Source organism: Streptomyces sp. x-19, from assembly GCF_046549115.1.
GTDB lineage: Bacteria > Actinomycetota > Actinomycetes > Streptomycetales > Streptomycetaceae > Streptomyces > Streptomyces albulus_C.
The window spans coordinates 1-19,119 of the sequence record NZ_JAJPWK010000011.1 but is presented as its reverse complement, the minus strand read 5'-3'; the positions used below and the strand labels follow the sequence as shown (position 1 = coordinate 19,119).

Below are 19,119 nucleotides of genomic sequence, written 5' to 3'. Positions count from 1 at the left end.
TGTTGCTTTCGTTCGCGACCCGATGATGAGGACGGACATGTCGGAATCCCCGCAAGGCCAGCCGGACCAGCAGGAGAAAATCGTCGACTATCTGCGACGAGTCACCTCCGATCTCCGACGCGCCCGCCGCCGCATTGGAGAACTGGAATCCAAGGACAACGAACCCGTTGCCATCGTCGGAATGGGGTGCCGGCTGCCCGGCGGCGTGAATTCACCGGAATCCCTCTGGGGCCTGGTCTGGACCGGGGCTGACGCCGTTTCCGGTTTCCCCACCGACCGCGGCTGGGACTTGGCGGCCCTCACCGGGAATGGCGACGGCAGCAGCAGCACCCACGAAGGCGGATTCCTCTACGACGCCGCCGAATTCGACCCCGCGTTCTTCGGCATCTCGCCGCGCGAGGCGACCGCCATGGACCCCCAACAACGCCTCCTCCTCGAAGTGTCCTGGGAGGCCCTGGAACGGGCCGGCATCGCCCCCACCGCGCTACGCGGCACCCGCTCCGGGGTGTTCGTCGGGTCCTACCACTGGGGCGCCCCCTCGGCCGGCACCGCCACCGAACTCCACGGCCACGCACTGACCGGCACCGCCGCCAGCGTGCTCTCCGGCCGCCTCGCCTACACCCTCGGCCTCGAAGGCCCCGCCGTCACCGTCGACACCGCCTGCTCCTCCTCCCTCGTCGCCCTGCACCTGGCGACCCAGTCACTGCGCTCCGGCGAATCCGGCCTCGCCCTGATCGGCGGCGTGACGCTGCTCACCGAACCCTCCCTCTTCGTCGAGTTCAGCGCCCAGGGCGGCCTGGCACCGGACGGCCGCTGCAAGGCGTTCTCCGACGCCGCCGACGGCACCGGCTGGGCCGAGGGCGTCGGCGTCCTGGTCGCCGAGCGGCTCTCCGACGCCCAGCGCAACGGCCACCCGGTCCTCGCCGTGCTGCGCGGCTCGGCGGTCAACCAGGACGGCGCCTCCAACGGCCTGTCCGCCCCCAACGGTCCGTCCCAGGAACGCGTCATCCAACAGGCCCTCGCCCGCACCGGCCTGACCGCCGCCGACGTCGACGTCGTCGAGGCGCACGGCACCGGCACCCGGCTCGGCGACCCCATCGAGGCCCAGGCACTGCTCGCCACCTACGGCCAGGCACACACCGCCGACCAGCCGCTGTGGTTGGGGTCCCTGAAGTCCAACATCGGCCACGCCCAGGCCGCCGCCGGCGTCGCCGGCGTGATCAAGATGGTGATGGCCCTGCGCCACGGCCGACTTCCGCGGACCCTGCACGCGGACGAGCCGTCGTCGCACGTGGACTGGTCCGCCGGGGCGGTGCGGTTGTTGACCGAGGCACAGGAGTGGCCGGTGACCGGCCGGCCGCGCCGGGCCGCGGTCTCCTCGTTCGGCATCAGCGGCACCAACGCCCACGCCCTCCTGGAACAGGCCCCCGAGCCCGCCCCGGCCTCCGACACCGCGCCGGACACCGCGCCGGGCGAGTCGGCCGCCGCGCTGCCCTGGATCGTCTCAGGCCACACCGAACGGGCCCTGCGCGACCAGGCCACGGCCCTGGCCGCCCGGGTCGAGACCGACCCCGAACTCCGCCCCCAGGACGTCGGACACACCCTGCTCTCCGCCCGCGCCCTCCTCGAACGCCGGGCCGTGGTCGTCGCCCCGGACCGCACCGCACTCCTCACCGGAACCCGGGCACTGGCCGCCGGCCACTCCGCACACCCCCTCGTCGAGGGCGTGGCCGACGTCGCGGGGCGGACGGTGTTCGTGTTTCCCGGTCAGGGGTCGCAGTGGGTTGGTATGGGGGCTCAACTCCTCGATGAGTCTGCGGTGTTCGCGGAGCGGGTTGCGGAGTGTGGGGTGGCGTTGGGGGAGTTTGTCGACTGGTCGTTGGTCGAGGTGTTGCGGGGGGTGGAGGGTGCGCCGTCGTTGGGGCGGGTGGATGTGGTTCAGCCGGTGTCGTTTGCGGTGATGGTGGGGTTGGCTGCGTTGTGGCGGGCGCATGGGGTGGTGCCGGATGCGGTGGTGGGGCATTCGCAGGGGGAGATTGCTGCTGCGGTGGTGTCGGGTGGGTTGTCGTTGCGTGATGGTGCGCGGGTGGTGGCGTTGCGCAGTCAGGCGATTGGGCGGGCGTTGGCGGGGCGTGGGGGGATGATGTCCGTCGCGTTGCCCGTCGAGGAGGTGGAGTCGCGGCTGGGCGAGTTCGACGGGCGGGTGTCGGTGGCCGCCGTCAACGGCCCCGGCGCGGTGGTGGTGTCCGGCGAGCCGGCCGCCCTCGACGCCCTGCACGCCCGCCTGACCGAAGACGACGTCCGGGCCCGCCGGATCGCGGTGGACTACGCCTCCCACTCCCACCAGGTCGACGACCTGCACGAGGAACTGCGTTCCACACTCGCGGAGTTGACGCCCCAAGCCGGGCAGATCCCGTTCTTCTCCACCGTCACCGGCGACTGGCTGGACACCACGGAGCTGGACGCCGGCTACTGGTTCCGCAACCTGCGCGGACGGGTCCGGTTCGCCGACGCGGTGAAGGAGTTGCTGGCGGCGGAGCACCGGGCGTTCGTCGAGGTCAGCTCGCACCCGGTGCTGACGATGTCCGTCCAGGACCTGGTCGAGGAGGCGTCGGTGCCGGCCGTCGCGACCGGTACGCTGCGCCGGGACCAGGGCGGCGCGGACCGCTTCCTGCTGTCGGCCGCCGCGCTGTTCGTGCGCGGCGTGCACGTCGACTGGACGGGCGTGTTCGAGGGGACCGGGGCGTCCCGTGTCGACCTGCCCACCTACGCCTTCCAACGCGAGCGGTACTGGCAGACCCCGACCGCGATCGACCGTCCCACCGCCGACGCCCCGATGGACGCCGAATTCTGGGCCGCCGTCGAACAGGCGGACGTCTCCGCACTGACCGCCGCGCTCGGCAGCGACGAAGCGTCCGTCGCCGCCATCCTGCCCGGCCTCACCTCCTGGCGCCGGGCCCGCTCCCAACGCTCCACCATCGACTCCTGGCGCTACCACGTCAGTTGGACGCCCGTCGCCCAAGTGCCGCGCACCACCCTCAGCGGTACCTGGCTGGTGGTGACCGCCGACGGCATCGACGACGCCGACGTCGTCGGGGCGTTGCAGGCGCACGGCGCACAGGTGCGCCGCCTGGTCCTGGACGAGGACTGCACCGACCGGGCCGTCCTCGGGGAGCGGCTGGCCGGCGTAGCGGCGGAGGCCGGCGGCTGGACCGGCATCGTCTCCGCCCTCGCCGACGCCGAGGACGACAGCGCCCGGCACCCCGGTCTCACCCGTGGGCTCGCGCTGTCCGTCGCCCTGGTGCAGGCACTCGGCGACACCGACGTCCCCGCACCGCTGTGGTTCCTGACCCGCGGCGCCTTCGCCACCGGCCCGTCCGACCCCGTCACCCGGCCCCGGCAGCGCCAGGTCGCCGGCGTCGGCTGGACCGCGGCGCTGGAGCACCCGCAGCGCTGGGGCGGCACCGTCGACCTGCCCGCCGCCCTCGACGATCGGGCAGCGCGCCGACTCGCCGCCGCGCTGTCCGGCGCCCTCGGCGCCGAAGACCAGCTCGCCATCCGACCCACGGGCACCTGGGCCCGCCGGATCGTCCGCGCCGGACGCCCCGGCGGCCGACCCGCCCGGACCTGGACGCCGCGCGGCACGACCCTGATCACCGGCGGCTCCGGCACCCTCGCCCCGCAGCTCACCCGGTGGCTCGCCGCACGCGGCGCGGAACACGTGGTCCTGGTCAGTCGGCGCGGCGCCCACGCCCCCGGCGCCCCCGAACTCGTCGCCGAACTGGCGGCATCGACCACCGAAGTGACCCCCGTCGCCTGTGACATCACCGACCGGGACGCGGTCGCCGCACTGCTCGCCGACCTCAAGGCCGACGGCCGCACCGTGCGCACCGTCCTGCACGCCGCCGCCACCATCGAACTGTCCGCGCTCGCCGACACCACCATGGCGGAGTTCGCCGACGTCGTGCACGCCAAGGTCACCGGCGCGCAGATCCTCGACGAACTCCTCGACGACGAAGAGCTCGACGACTTCGTCCTGTACTCCTCCACCGCCGGCATGTGGGGCAGCGGCGTCCACGCCGCCTACGTCGCCGGCAACGCCTTCCTGTCCGCACTCGCCGAACGACGCCGCGCCCGCGGGCAGCGCGCCACCTCGGTCCACTGGGGCAAGTGGCCCGACGACCGCACGCGCGCACTCGCCGACCCGCACCGGATCCGCCGCAGCGGCCTGGAATACCTCGACCCGGAGGTGGCGCTGACCGCGCTCCAGCAGGTCCTGGACGACGACGAGACGGTCGTCGGCCTCATGGACATCGACTGGCACACCTACCACGACGTCTTCACCACCGGCCGCCCCGCGCACCTCTTCGACCAGATCCCCGAGGTGCGCCGCCGCCTCGACCGGACGGCCGCCGCGGAGCGCACGGAGCCGACCGCCGGCGGCCTGACGGCCCGTCTGGCGGGCCTCACCGACGCCGAGCAGGACCGGCTGCTCCTCACCCTGGTCCGCACCGAGGCCGCCGCCGTCCTCGGGCACTCCTCCGCGGAGTCCCTCCCCGAACGGCGCGCCTTCCGCGACCTCGGATTCGACTCGGTCACCGCCGTCGACCTGCGCAACCGGCTCGCGACCTGCACCGGACTGCGGCTGCCGTCCACGATGGTCTTCGACCACCCCAACTGCGCGGCGCTGGCCGCCTTCCTGAAGGGCGCGGCGCTCGGGGTGCCCGGCACCGCCGCACCGCAGCCGGGGACCGCCGCCGGCACCCCGGTCGACGACGACCCGATCGCCGTGATCGGCATGGGCTGCCGCTACCCCGGCGGCGCCGGCACCCCCGAGGACCTGCTGCGGCTCGCCCTCGACGGCGCCGACGTCATCGCGGAGTTCCCCGCGGACCGCGGCTGGGACGCCCACGGCCTCTACGACCCCGACCCCGACCGGGCCGGCCGCACCTACTCCCTGCACGGCGGCTTCCTCCACGACGCCGCCGCCTTCGACCCCGGCTTCTTCGGCATCTCGCCGCGCGAGGCGCTCGCCATGGACCCCCAACAGCGGCTCCTGCTGGAAACCGCCTGGGAAGCCGTCGAGCGCGCCGGCATCAACCCCGAGTCGCTGCGCGGCACCCCCGCCGGCACCTTCTTCGGCGCCAGCTACCAGGACTACGCCACCACCGTGCAGAACGGCACCGGGGAGTCCGAGGCCCACATGGTGACCGGGACCGCGGCCAGCGTGCTGTCCGGCCGGGTCTCCTACCTGCTCGGCCTGGAAGGCCCGGCGGTCACCGTCGACACCGCCTGCTCGTCCTCCCTGGTCGCCCTGCACCTGGCCTGCCAGTCCCTGCGCACCGGGGAGAGCTCCCTCGCCCTGGCCGGCGGCGCGGCCGTGATGGCCACCCCGCACGCCTTCGTCGGCTTCAGCCGGCAGCGCGCCCTCGCTCCCGACGGCCGCTGCAAGCCGTTCTCCGACGCCGCCGACGGCATGACCCTCGCCGAAGGCGTCGGCGTCGTCCTCCTGGAACGGCTCTCCGTCGCCCGCGCCAACGGGCACCGGGTGCTCGCCGTCATCCGCGGCTCCGCCGTCAACCAGGACGGCGCCTCCAACGGCCTGACCGCGCCCAACGGCCCGTCCCAACAGCGCGTCATCCGCCAGGCCCTCGCCAACTCCGGCCTGACCGGCGCCGACGTCGACGCGGTCGAGGGGCACGGCACCGGCACGAAGCTGGGCGACCCCATCGAGGCCCAGGCCCTACTGGCCACCTACGGCCAGGACCACGACGCCGAACGGCCGCTGCTGCTCGGCTCGGTGAAGTCCAACATCGGCCACACCCAGGCCGCCGCCGGGGTCGCCGGCGTGATCAAGATGGTCCTCGCCATGGAGGCCGGCGAACTGCCCGGCACCCTGCACCTCGACACGCCCTCCCGCCACGTCGACTGGAGCGCCGGCGCCGTGCAACCGCTGCGCGGGACCACCCCGTGGCCCGAGACCGGACGCCCCCGCCGGGCCGGCGTCTCCTCGTTCGGCATCAGCGGAACCAACGCCCACCTCATCCTGGAACAGGCCCCGCCGACCGACCCGCCCGTGGACGCCGACCCGCCCGCGGACGCCGCCGCGGTCGTCCCGTGGCCGCTCGCCGCCAAGTCCGCCGCGGCCCTGCGTGACCAGGCCGCCCGGCTGCTCGGCACCGTCGAGGGGTCCCCGGACCTCCCGCCCGCCGCCGTCGGACACGCCCTGGCCACCACCCGGGCCGCCTTCGAGCACCGCGCCGTCGTCGTCGGCGAGCAGCGCGCCGACTTCCTGCGCGGCCTGACCGCCCTGGCCACCGGCGCCTCCACGGCGGGCCTGGTCACCGGCGTCGCCGGGCCCGACCCCGCCGGGCCGGTCTTCGTCTTCCCCGGCCAGGGGTCCCAATGGTGGGGCATGGGCCGCGAACTCCTCGCCACGTCCGAGGTGTTCCGCACCGCCGTCGACGACTGCGCGGACGCCCTCGCCCCGTACGTCGACTGGTCACTGCACGACGTCCTGGCCGGCGAGGGCGACCCGGACCTGCTGGAACGCGTGGACGTGGTCCAGCCCGCGCTGTTCGCCGTGATGGTCGCGCTGTCCGCGCTCTGGCGCGCCCACGGCGTCACCCCCGGCGCCGTGGTCGGCCACTCCCAGGGCGAGATCGCCGCGGCCTGCGTGGCCGGGGCCCTCAGCCTCGCGGACGCCGCCCGGGTGGTGGCGCTGCGCAGCCAGGCCCTGCCGCAACTCTCCGGCCGCGGCGGCATGATGTCGGTGTCCGCCCCCGTCGACCGGGTCGTCGAACTCCTCGCCCCGTGGCGGGAGGCACTGTCCGTCGCCGCCGTCAACGGACCCTCGTCCGTGGTCGTCTCCGGCGACGCCGACGCCCTCGACGCGCTGCACACCGCCTGCCAGGAACAGGGCGTACGGGCCCGCCGGGTGTCCGTGGACTACGCCTCGCACGGGCCGCACGTCGAGGCGGTCCGCGACGAACTCGGCCGCGTCCTCGCACCGGTCCGCCCGCGCGCCCCCGAAGTGCCGTTCTACTCGACCGTCACCGGCGCCCGGGTGGACGACGCCGCCTTCGACGGCGCCTACTGGTACACCAACCTGCGGCAGACCGTCCGCATGGAGGAGGCCACCCGCGCCCTCCTCGCCGCCGGCCACCGCCTCTTCGTCGAGGTCAGCCCGCACCCGGTGCTGGCCGCCCCGATCCAGGAGACCCAGGAGGCCGTCGCGGCCGGCACCGGCGGTTCCGCGGTGGTCCTCGGCTCCCTCCGCCGCGACGAGGGCGGCCCGCGGCGCTTCCTGGCCTCGCTCGCCGAGGCCCACGCGCACGGCGCCCCGGTCGACTGGACCACGATCTTCACGCACCCCGACCACACCCCGGTGGACCTGCCCACCTACCCCTTCCAACGCCGGGACTTCTGGCCCGCCCCCCGACCCGCCACCGCGCCGACCGCCGGCGACGCGGCCGACACCGCCTTCTGGCAGCTCGTCGAGAACCAGGACCTCACCGCGCTCGCCGACGAACTCGGCGTCCCCGCCGACGCCGAGCACCCCGCCCTCGGCGCCGTCCTGCCCGCCCTGTCGGCCTGGCGCGCCAAGGCCCAGGCCCGCACCCGCATCGACGAGCTCCGCTACCACGTCCAGTGGACCCGGATCGCGGAACCCGCCGCCACCCGCACCCCCGGCCGGCTGCTGATCGCCGTCCCCCCGGACCACGCCGACACCCCCTGGGTCGCCGCCGTGCTCGACGCCCTGGGCGCCGACGCCGTCCGCTTCGAGGCCAAGGGCACCGACCGCGCCGCCTGGGCCGCCCAACTCGCCCAACTGGTCGAGGACAGTGCGGAGTTCACCGGGGTCGTGTCGCTGCTGGCGGCCGTCGAGGAACACCACCCGGACCTGGCGTCGGTGCCGCTGGGCCTCGGGCAGACCCTCGTCCTGGTCCAGGCGCTCGGCGACGCCGGCCTGACCGCGCCCCTGTGGTGCCTGACCCGCGGCGCCGTCACCACCGGCCCCGACGACCCGCTCGGCAGCCCCGTGCAGGGCTCCTTGTGGGGCCTCGGCCGGGTCGTCGCCCTGGAGCACCCCGACCGCTGGGGCGGCCTGATCGACCTGCCCGCCACCCTCGACGACCGCGCCGCGCACCGCCTCGCCGGCCTGCTCGCCGAGCCCGCCGGCGAGGACCAACTCGCCGTCCGCGCCGCCGGGGTGCGCGCCCGCCGCCTGGTGCACGCCACCCCGGCCACGCCCCGCCGCGAGGACCGCTGGCACGGGCGTGGCACCTGCCTCATCACCGGCGGCACCGGCGGCATCGGCGGCCGGATCGCCCGCTGGATGGCCGAGCGCGGCGCCGCACACCTCGTCCTGACCAGCCGCCGCGGCCCGGACGCACCCGGCGCCGCGGAACTCCGCGCCGAACTGGAGGCACTGGGCGCCCGCGTCACCCTCGTCGCCTGCGATGTCGCCGACCGCGCCGCCCTGACCGCCCTGCTCGCCGACCTCCCCGCCGACCAGCCGCTCAGCTCCGTCTTCCACTCCGCGGGCGTGGCCGACGGGGACGCCCCCGTCGCCGACCTGACCCTCGACCAACTCGACGCACTGCTCCGCGCCAAACTCACCGCCGCCCACCACCTGCACGACCTCACCGCCGGCCGCGACCTCGACGCGTTCGTGCTGTTCTCGTCCGGCGCCGCCGTCTGGGGCAGCGGCGGCCAACCCGGCTACGCCGCCGCCAACGCCTACCTCGACGCGCTCGCCGCCCACCGCCGCTCCCTCGGCCTGCCCGGCGCGTCCGTCGCCTGGGGCACCTGGGGCGAGGTCGGCATGGCCACCGTCCCCGAGGTGCACGAGCGGCTGCACCGCCAGGGCCTCCGCGCCATGGCGCCCGACCTCGCGATCGGCGCGCTCCAACAGATGCTGGAGGACGGCGACACCACCCTCGCCGTGACCCTCATGGACTGGGAGGCGTTCGCCCCGAGCTTCACCGCCGGCCGGCCCAGCGCCCTGTTCAGCACGGTGCCCGAAGCCGTCCGCGCGCTGCACGACGACCTCGAAGCGGCGCCCGGCGACGCCCCCGCGGCCCCACCGCTCCGCCGCCACCTGGAGGAGCTGTCCGCCGCCGAGCGCGGCCGGGCCCTCGTCGAGGCGGTCCGCGCCGAGGCGTCCGCGACCCTCGGCCACGCCACCCCCGACGCCGTCCCCGCCGGCCGGGCCTTCCGCGACGTCGGCTTCGACTCCGTCACCGCCGTCGAACTGCGCAACCGGCTGCGCGCCGCCCTCGGCCTGCCCCTGCCGGCCGCGCTCGTCTTCGACCACCCCACCCCCACGGCCCTCGCCGGCCACCTCGGCACGCTGCTCTTCGGCACGGCCCCCGAGGCCCCCGCCACCGGCCGCCCCGACGACCCCGACGCCCGCATCCGCGAGGCGCTCGCCACCGTCCCCCTCGGACGGCTGCGCAAGGCGGGCCTCCTCGACATGGTGCTGAAACTCGCCGACTCCGAAGCGACCGACGACCCCGCCCCCGAGGCCGCCGACCCCGCGGAATCCCTCGACGACATGGACGCCGAAGCCCTGCTGCGGCTGGCCACCGAGAACTCGGCGAACTGAAAGAGAGCTGGAGCCCACCATGAGCACGAACCCCGACAAGTACGTCGAGGCACTCCGGTCCTCCCTCAAGGAGATCGAGCGGCTGCGCCGGCAGAACGAACAACTGGTGGCGGCGGCGGTGGAACCCGTCGCGGTCGTCGGCATCGGCTGCCGCTTCCCCGGCGGCGTCACCTCGCCCGAGGACCTGTGGCACCTGGTCGCCGAGGGCCGCGACGTGATCGGGCCGTTCCCGCAGGACCGCGGCTGGGACCTGGAGAAGCTGGCCGGCGGCGGCGAGGGCAGCAGCCTCACCCAGGTCGGCGGCTTCGTCGACGACGTCGCCGGCTTCGACCCGGGCTTCTTCGGCATCTCCCCGCGCGAAGCGGTCGCCATGGACCCCCAGCAGCGCATTCTGCTGGAAATCACCTGGGAAGCCCTGGAACGGGCCGGCATCGACCCGTCGACGCTCCGCGGCAGCCCCACCGGCGTCTTCGTCGGCACCACCGGCCAGGACTACGGCGAGGTCATCAAGGCGTCCGCCGAGGACGCCGAGGTCTACGCGACCACCGGCCACGCCGCCAGCGTCATCTCCGGCCGGCTCTCGTACACCCTCGGCGCCGAGGGCCCGGCGGTCACCGTCGACACCGGCTGCTCCTCCTCGCTCGTCGCCCTGCACTGGGCCGTCCAGGCCCTGCGCGGCGGCGAGTGCGCCATGGCCCTGGCCGGCGGCGCGTCCGTCATGGCCACCCCCGGCCCGTTCGTCTCCTTCACCGCCCAGAGCGGCCTCGCCGCCGACGGCCGCTGCAAGCCGTTCTCCGACGCCGCCGACGGCACCGGCTGGGGTGAGGGCGCCGGCATGCTGGTCCTGATGCGGCTCTCCGACGCCCAGCGCGAGGGCCGCCCGGTCCTCGCCGTGCTGCGCGGTTCCGCCATCAACCAGGACGGCGCCTCCAACGGCCTGACCGCCCCCAACGGCCCGTCCCAACAGCGCGTGATCCGCGCCGCGCTCGACAGCGCCCACCTCACCGCCGCCGACGTCGACGCCGTCGAGGCGCACGGCACCGGCACCACCCTGGGCGACCCCATCGAGGCCCAAGCGCTCCTCGCCACCTACGGGCAGGACCGGACGCGACCGCTGTGGCTGGGCTCGGTCAAGTCCAACATCGGTCACACCCAGGCCGCGTCCGGTGCCGCCGGCGTGATCAAAATGATCATGGCGTTGCAGCGCGGGACGCTGCCGCGCAGCCTGCACGCCACCGAACCCACCACCGACGTCGACTGGACCGCCGGCGCCGTCAACCTCCTCGACGAGGCCGTGACCTGGCCCGACACCGGCCGGCCCCGCCGCGCCGGCGTCTCCTCCTTCGGCATCAGCGGCACCAACGCCCACGTCATCCTCGAACAGGCCCCCACCGCCCCCGAACGGCCCACCACCGACCCCACCGTCCGCCCCGCCGTCATCCCCTGGCCGCTCTCCGCCCGCACCGCCACCGCACTCGACGCCCAACGCGCCCGCCTCACCGCCCACCTCGCCGCCACCCCCGACGCCGACGCCCTCGACATCGGCTACGCCCTCGCCGACGGACGCACCACCTTCGAACACCGCACCGTCCTGCTCCCCGACGGCACCGCCCTCGCCCACGGCACCGCCGACGAGGGGCCGGCCGCGGTCCTCTTCTCCGGCCAGGGCTCCCAGCGCCTGGGCATGGGACGCGAACTCCACACCCGCTTCCCGGCGTTCGCCGCCGCCTTCGACGAGACCGCCGCCCTCCTCGACGCGCACCTCGACCGTCCGCTGCGTGACGTCGTCTGGGGCACCGACGCCGACCTCCTCGACGACACCGGCTGGGCCCAACCCGCCCTGTTCGCCGTCGAGGTCGCCCTCTACCGCCTGGTCGCCTCCCTCGGCGTCACCCCCGACTTCGTCGGCGGCCACTCCATCGGCGAACTCGCCGCCGCGCACGTCGCCGGCGTCCTCTCCCTGCCCGACGCCTGCACCCTCGTCGCCGCCCGCGCCCGCCTCATGCAGGCGCTCCCGCGCGGCGGCGCCATGCTCGCGCTCCGCGCCACCGAGGACGAGGTCACCCCGCACCTCACCGACGACGTCTCGATCGCCGCCGTCAACGGACCCACCGCCGTCGTCATCGCCGGCACCGAGGACGCCGTCACCACGCTCGCCGCGCACTTCGCCGCCCAGGGCCGCAAGACCACCCGCCTACGGGTCAGCCACGCCTTCCACTCGCCGCTCATGGACCCGATGCTGGCGGACTTCCGCGCCGTCGCCGAGCAGCTCACCTACCACGAGCCGCGCATCCCGGTCGTCTCCAACCTCACCGGCACCATCGCCACCGGCACCGACCTGCGCACCGCCGACTACTGGGTCCGGCACGTCCGCGAGGCGGTCCGCTTCGCCGACGGCATCCACGCCCTCACCACCCGCGGCGTCACCACCCTCGTCGAACTCGGCCCGGACGGCGTGCTGTCCGCCATGGCCCAGGAATCCCTGCCCGACGGCGCCAGCACCGTCCCGCTGCTCCGCAAGGACCGCCCCGAGGAACTCGCCGCCGTCACCGGCCTGGCCCGCGCCCACGTCCGCGGCGTCACCGTCCGCTGGGCCCGCCTCTTCGACGGCACCGGCGCCCACCGCACCGACCTGCCCACCTACCCCTTCCAGCACCAGCGGTTCTGGCCGACGCCGGCCCGCACAGCCCAGGACCTCACCGCCGCCGGGCTCGGTGCCGCAAACCACCCCCTGCTCGGCGCCACCGCCGAACTCGCCGACGGCGCCGGGTACGTGTTCACCAGTCGGCTCGCCCTGCGGACCCACCCCTGGCTCGCCGACCACGCCGTGCAGGGCCGCGCCCTGCTCCCCGGCACCGCCTTCGTCGAACTCGCCGTCCGTGCCGGCGACGAGGCCGGCTGCGACCGCGTCGAGGAACTGACCCTGGCCGCACCCCTGGTGCTCCCCGAGCACGGCGGCGTCCAACTCCAGGTCCGGGTCGGCGCCCCCGACCCCGCCGGCCGCCGCACCCTCGGCATCTTCTCCCGCACCGCGGACGGCTTCGACCTGCCCTGGTCCCAGCACGCCACCGGTGTCCTGACCACCGGCGCCGGCGCCCCCGACCCGGCCTTCGACGCCACCGCCTGGCCGCCCGCCGGCGCCGAACCCGTCGACGTCACCGGCGCCTACGCACGCCTCGCCGACCTCGGCTTCGCCTACGGCCCCGCCTTCCAGGGCCTGCGAGCCGCCTGGCGCCGCGGCACCGAGGTGTACGCCGAGGTCGCCCTGCCCGACGACGCCGGCACCGACCCCACCGACTTCGGACTCCACCCGGCACTGCTGGACGCCGCCCAGCACGCCGCCGCCTACGTCGACCTCGGCGCCCTCAGCCGCGGCGGCCTGCCGTTCGCCTGGCAGGGCGTCTCGCTCGCCGCCTCCGGCGCCCGCACCGTCCGCGCCAGGATCGCCCCGGCCGGCGACGACACCGTCACCATCGCCGTCTACGACACCACCGGCACCACCGTGCTGTCCGTGGACTCCCTGGTCTCCCGCGAAGTCCCCACCCAAAACCCCGGCAACACCGCCACCGTCCACCGCGACTCCCTCTTCCACGTCGAGTGGACCCCGCTCACCACCCGACCCACCACCACCCCGACCACCGTCGCCGTCCTCGGCGCCGACCCGGACACCCTCGCCGGCCCCCTCCACGCCGCCGGCCTCCACACCACCACCCACCCCGACCTGTCCACCCTCGCCACGGCCGACGCCCCCGTCCCCGACCTGGTCGTCACCACCCTGACCACGGACCACGACGCCCCCGTCCCGGCCGCCACACACGCCACCACCGCGGCCGTCCTCGACCTCGCCCAACAGTGGCTGGCCGACGACCGCTTCGCCCACGCCCGCCTGGTCCTCGTCACCCACGGCGCCACCGACGGCACCGACCCCGCCGCCGCGGCCGCCGGCGGCCTGCTCCGCACCGCCCGCACCGAGAACCCCGGCCGGTTCGCCCTCCTCGACCTGCCCCCCGGCCCCGACCGCCCCGACCCCGAGGCCCTGGCGACCGCCCTGGCCGCCACCGGCGACGAACCCGACCTCGCCCTGCACGGCACCGACCTGCGCACCGCCCGCCTGGCCCGCGTCCCCCTCCCCACCGAGCCCACCGACTGGCACCCGGACGGCACCGTCCTGATCACCGGCGGGACCGGCGGCCTGGGCGCGGTCCTCGCCCGCCACCTGGTCACCGCCCGCGGCGTCCGCCACCTGCTGCTCGCCAGCCGCCGCGGCCCCGCCGCCGACGGCGCCGACGACCTGCTCACCGAACTCACCGGACACGGCGCCACCGTCCGCATCACCGCCTGCGACGTCACCGACCCGGCCGCCCTCACCGACCTGCTCACCACCGTCCCCGACGCCCACCCGCTCACCGCCGTCATCCACACCGCCGGCATCGTCGACGACGGCGTCCTCGGCTCGCTCACCACCGAGCGCCTGGCCGCCGTCCTGCGACCCAAGGTCGACGCCGCCTGGCACCTGCACGAGGCGACCCGCCACCTCGACCTGGCCGCCTTCGTCCTCTTCTCCTCCGTCGCCGCCACCCTCGGCAGCCCCGGGCAGGCCAACTACGCGGCCGGCAACGCCTTCCTGGACGCCCTCGCCGCCCACCGCACCGCCGCCGGCCTGCCCGCCACCGCCCTCGCCTGGGGGCCGTGGAGCCGGAGCGCCGGCATGACCAAGAGCCTCTCCGACCTCGACGTCGAGCGCATCGCCCGCTCCGGCATGCCCCCGGTGACCCCGGAACAGGGCACCGCCCTCTTCGACGCGGCCCTCGCCGCCGGTCCCGCGGCCCTCGCCCCGGTCTGCCTCGACCTGCCCGTCCTGCGCACCCAGGGCGAGATCGCCCCCCTGCTGCGCGGCCTGATCCGCACCCCCGTCCGGCGCGCCGCCGCCCAGGCGTCCCAGACCGCCGACGGACTCGCCCAGCGACTCGCCGGACTCGACGCCGCCGCTCGGCGGGAAACCCTCCGGGACCTCGTCCGCACACAGATCGCCCAGGTCCTCGGCCATGCCGACGCCAACGAGGTGGCCGCCGGCCGCCCGTTCCAGGACCTCGGCTTCGACTCGCTCACCGCCGTCGAACTCCGCAACGCCCTGAACTCCGCCACCGGCCTGCGGCTGCCCGCCACCATGGTGTTCGACTACCCGACACCGCACGCCCTCGCCGACCACCTGCGCGACGAACTCCTCGGTTCCGAGGCCGAGTTGACGCCGACTCGCGCGCTCCCGTCGTCGACCGCCAACAGCGACGACCCGATCGTCATCGTCGGCATGTCCTGCCGCTACCCCGGCGGCGTCACCTCACCCGAGGACCTCTGGCGCCTGGTCAGCGAAGGCGCCGACGCCACCGGCCCGTTCCCGGTCAACCGTGGTTGGGACCTCGACAACCTCTACGACCCCGACCCCGACCGCCCGGGCCGCACCCACGTCCGCGCCGGCGGCTTCCTGCACGACGCCGGCTCGTTCGACCCGGACTTCTTCGGCATGAGCCCGCGCGAGGCGATGGCCACCGACTCCCAGCAGCGCCTGCTGCTCGAACTCTCCTGGGAGGCCGTCGAACGCGCCGGCATGGACCCCGCCACCCTGCGCGACAGCCGCACCGGCGTCTTCGCCGGCGTCATGTACAACGACTACGGCACCGCCCTCACCGGAGACGAGTACGAGGCGTTCCGCGGCAACGGCAGCGCCCCGAGCGTCGCCTCCGGCCGTGTTTCCTACAGTCTGGGTCTCGAAGGTCCGGCGGTGACGGTGGACACGGCGTGTTCGTCGTCGTTGGTGGCGTTGCACTGGGCGGCGCAGGCGTTGCGGGCGGGGGAGTGCTCGTTGGCGTTGGCCGGTGGTGTGACGGTGATGTCCACGCCCAGTACGTTCGTGGAGTTCTCGCGCCAGCGCGGCCTGGCCCCCGACGGCCGTTCCAAGGCGTTCGCCGAGGCCGCCGACGGCGTGGCCTGGTCCGAGGGCGTCGGCATGCTGGTGCTGGAGCGCCAGTCGGACGCGGTCCGCAACGGTCACGAGATCCTGGCGGTGGTGCGCGGCTCGGCGGTCAATCAGGATGGTGCCTCGAACGGCCTGACGGCGCCCAACGGACCCTCCCAGCAGCGAGTCATCCGCCAGGCACTCGCCAGCGGCGGCCTGTCGCCCCTCGACGTGGATGTGGTCGAGGCGCATGGTACCGGTACGACGCTCGGTGACCCGATCGAGGCCCAGGCGCTCCTCGCGACCTACGGCCGTGACCGCGATGCCGACCAGCCGCTGTGGCTCGGTTCGATCAAGTCCAACATCGGTCACACCCAGGCCGCGGCCGGTGTCGCGGGCGTCATCAAGATGGTGCTGGCGATGCAACGAGGCGTCCTGCCGCGGACGTTGCACGTCGATGCCCCGTCGTCGCACGTGGACTGGAGTGCGGGTGCGGTCGAGCTGCTGACGGACGAGATCGCCTGGCCGGAGACGGGCCGGGCCCGGCGCGCGGGCGTCTCCTCGTTCGGCATCAGCGGCACCAACGCCCACGTCGTCATCGAGCAGCCGCCGGGCGCCGCACTCCGCGCGGCCGCGCGCACCACCCGGCCGGTCGAGGAACTGCCGGCCGCCCCCTGGGCACTGTCCGCCAAGTCCCCCGAGGCCCTGCGCGCCCAGGCCGCCCGCCTCCTCGCCCACGTCGAGGCGCACCCCGAGCTGCGTCCCGTCGACGTCAGCCACTCGCTGGTCGCCACCCGCACCGCCTTCGACCACCGGGCCGTCGTCCTCGGTACCGACCGCACCGAGGCGCTGCGGGCGCTCGCCGCGCTCGCCGCCGGCCAGACCGACCCGGTCGCCGTGACCGGCAAGGCCGGCACCGGCCGCACCGCCTTCCTCTTCTCCGGCCAGGGCTCCCAACGCCTCGGCATGGGCCGCGTCCTCTACGAGCGCTTCCCCGCCTTCGCCGAAGCCCTGGACACCGTCCTCACCGTGCTCGACGCGGAACTCGGCCATCCGCTCCGCGACGTCATCTGGGGCGAGGACGCCCAACTCGTCGACCGCACCGGCTACACCCAACCCGCGCTGTTCGCCGTCGAGGTGGCCCTCTTCCGCCTCCTGGCCAGCTGGGGCATCGCACCGGACTTCGTGGCCGGCCACTCCATCGGTGAGATCGCCGCCGCGCACGTCGCCGGGGTCCTCTCCCTGGCGGACGCCTGCCGCCTCGTGGTCGCCCGCGCCGTACTGATGCAGTCGCTGCCCGAAGGCGGCGCGATGCTCGCCGTCGAAGCCACCGAGGACGAGGTCCTGCCGCTCCTCACCGACGACGTGTCGATCGCCGCCGTCAACGGCCCCACCTCCGTCGTCGTGTCCGGCCATGAGGGCGCGGCGCTCGCCGTCGCCCGGCGCTTCGCCGACCAGGGCCGCCGCACCACCCGCCTGCGGGTCAGCCACGCCTTCCACTCACCGCTGATGGACCCGATGCTGGACGACTTCCGCGCGGTCGTCGACGGCCTCACCTTCACCGCCCCCACCCTCCCCGTCGTCTCCAACCTGACCGGCGAACTGGCCGTCGCCGACGCGCTCCGCTCCGCCGACTACTGGGTCCGGCACGTCCGCGAGGCGGTCCGCTTCGCCGACGGCATCCGCACCCTCGCCGACCACGGCGTCACCACCTTCGTCGAACTCGGCCCCGACAGCGTGCTGTCCGCCATGGCCCAGGAATCCGCACCCGAAGGCGCCGCCACGGTCCCGCTCCTGCGCAAGGACCGGCCGGAGGAACAGGCCGTCATCGCGGCGCTCTGCCAGCTCCGGGTGCTCGGCGTCGACGCCGACTGGCCCGCCGCCTTCGCCGGCGTCGACGCCGTCCGCGTCGACCTGCCGACCTACGCCTTCCAACACCGTTGGTTCTGGCCCGCCGCCCGCCCCGCCCGCCCGGACGACGTCCGCGCCGCCGGCCTCGCCGCCGCCGAACACCCCCTGCTCGGCGCGGCCGTCCAACTCCCCGACGACGGCGTGCTGTTCACCGGCCGCCTCGCACTGCGCAGCCACCCGTGGCTGGCCGACCACACCGTCCTGGGCACCGTCCTGCTGCCGGGCAGCGCACTGGTGGAACTCGCCGTCCGCGCCGGCGACGAGACCGGCTGCGGCCACCTGGAGGAGCTCACCCTCGCCGCCCCCGTGACCGTCGCCGAGGACGGCGCGACGCTCCTCCAGGTCCACGTCGGCGCCGCCGACGAAACGGGCCGCCGCACCGTCACCGTCCACGCCCGCCCCGACGACACCGCCGACGGCACCTGGACGCTGCACGCCACCGGCGTGCTCACCGCCGAGGCCCCCGCCGCCGCCCCCTTCGACACCGCCGTCTGGCCGCCCGCCGACGCCCAACCCCTCACCACCGACGACTGCTACGCGCACTTCGCCACCCTCGGCTTCGGCTACGGCCCGGTCTTCCAGGGCCTGCGCGCCGCCTGGCGCGCCGGTGCCGTCCTCTACGCCGACGTGGCCCTGCCCGAACCGGCCACCGACGACGCGGCAGGCTTCGGCCTGCACCCCGCCCTCCTCGACGCCGCGCTGCACCCCGCGCTCCTCACCGACGAGCACACCACCGGCCTCCCGTTCGCCTGGGAAGGCGTCACCCTGCACGCCTCGGGCGCCACCGCGCTGCGCGTGCGCCTCGCCCCCGCCGGCACCAACGGCCTCACCCTCAGCGTCGCCGACCCGGCCGGCCACGCCGTCGCCACCGTCACCCGCCTGCTCGCCCGCCCCGTGGACGCCGCGCAGCTGACCGCCGACACCGCCCGCACCCACGACGCGCTCTTCCACCTGGACTGGACCCCGGTCCCGCTGCCCGACACCGGCGCACCCACACCGCTCGCCCTCCTGGGCAGCGACACCGCGGCGCTCGCCGACGCCCTCGGCAGCCCGTCCGCCACGCGGTACGCGACCCTCGCCGACCTCCTGGCCGCCGACCCCACCCCGCCCACCACCGTCCTCGTCCCGCTCGGCTCCGAACCCGGCGCCGACGTCCCAGGGTCCGCCCACGCCCTGGCCGGCACCGCACTGGCCCTCGTGCAGGAGTGGCTCGCCGAAGACCGGCTCGCAGGCTCCCGTCTGGTGTTCGTCACGACCGGTGCGGTGGCCGCCGCCGGCACCGGCCTCGACGACCTGGCCGCCGCCGCGGTCTGGGGCCTGATCCGCTCCGCCCAGACCGAGAACCCCGACACCTTCGGCCTCCTCGACCTCGACACCGACCCGGCCTCCAGCACCGCGCTGACCCGTGCCCTCACCCTCGACGAACCCCAACTCCTCCTCCGTGCCGGCCGTGCCCACGCCGCCCGTCTCGCCCGCACCCCCGTCCCGAGCACTCCCGCCGCCACTCCGTGGTCCGCGGACGGGACGGTGTGGGTGACGGGTGGGACGGGTGGTTTGGGTGGTGTGTTGGCTCGGCATTTGGTGCGGTCGTGTGGGGTGCGTCGTTTGTTGTTGTCCAGTCGTTCTGGTGTGGCGGGTGGTGGTG

At 75.2% G+C, this 19,119-nt stretch carries 2 protein-coding genes; both read left to right on the top strand.

Annotated elements, in window-relative coordinates; all coding sequences use genetic code 11:
- The first annotated feature begins 37 nt into the window (after positions 1-37).
- Positions 38-9,610, top strand: coding sequence for a type I polyketide synthase (locus ACLJT4_RS23965; RefSeq protein ID WP_411125019.1), 9,573 nt, complete (start codon positions 38-40; stop codon positions 9,608-9,610).
- 19 nt (positions 9,611-9,629) lie between these two features.
- Positions 9,630-19,119 (top strand): type I polyketide synthase (locus ACLJT4_RS23960; RefSeq protein ID WP_411125017.1); only part of this gene is annotated, 9,490 nt, incomplete at its 3' end.

Bases quoted from the DNA above. Each gene is read 5' to 3' on its own strand.
- ACLJT4_RS23965 (WP_411125019.1), top strand. From the start codon at position 38: ATGTCGGAATCCCCGCAAGGCCAGCCGGACCAGCAGGAGAAAATCGTC.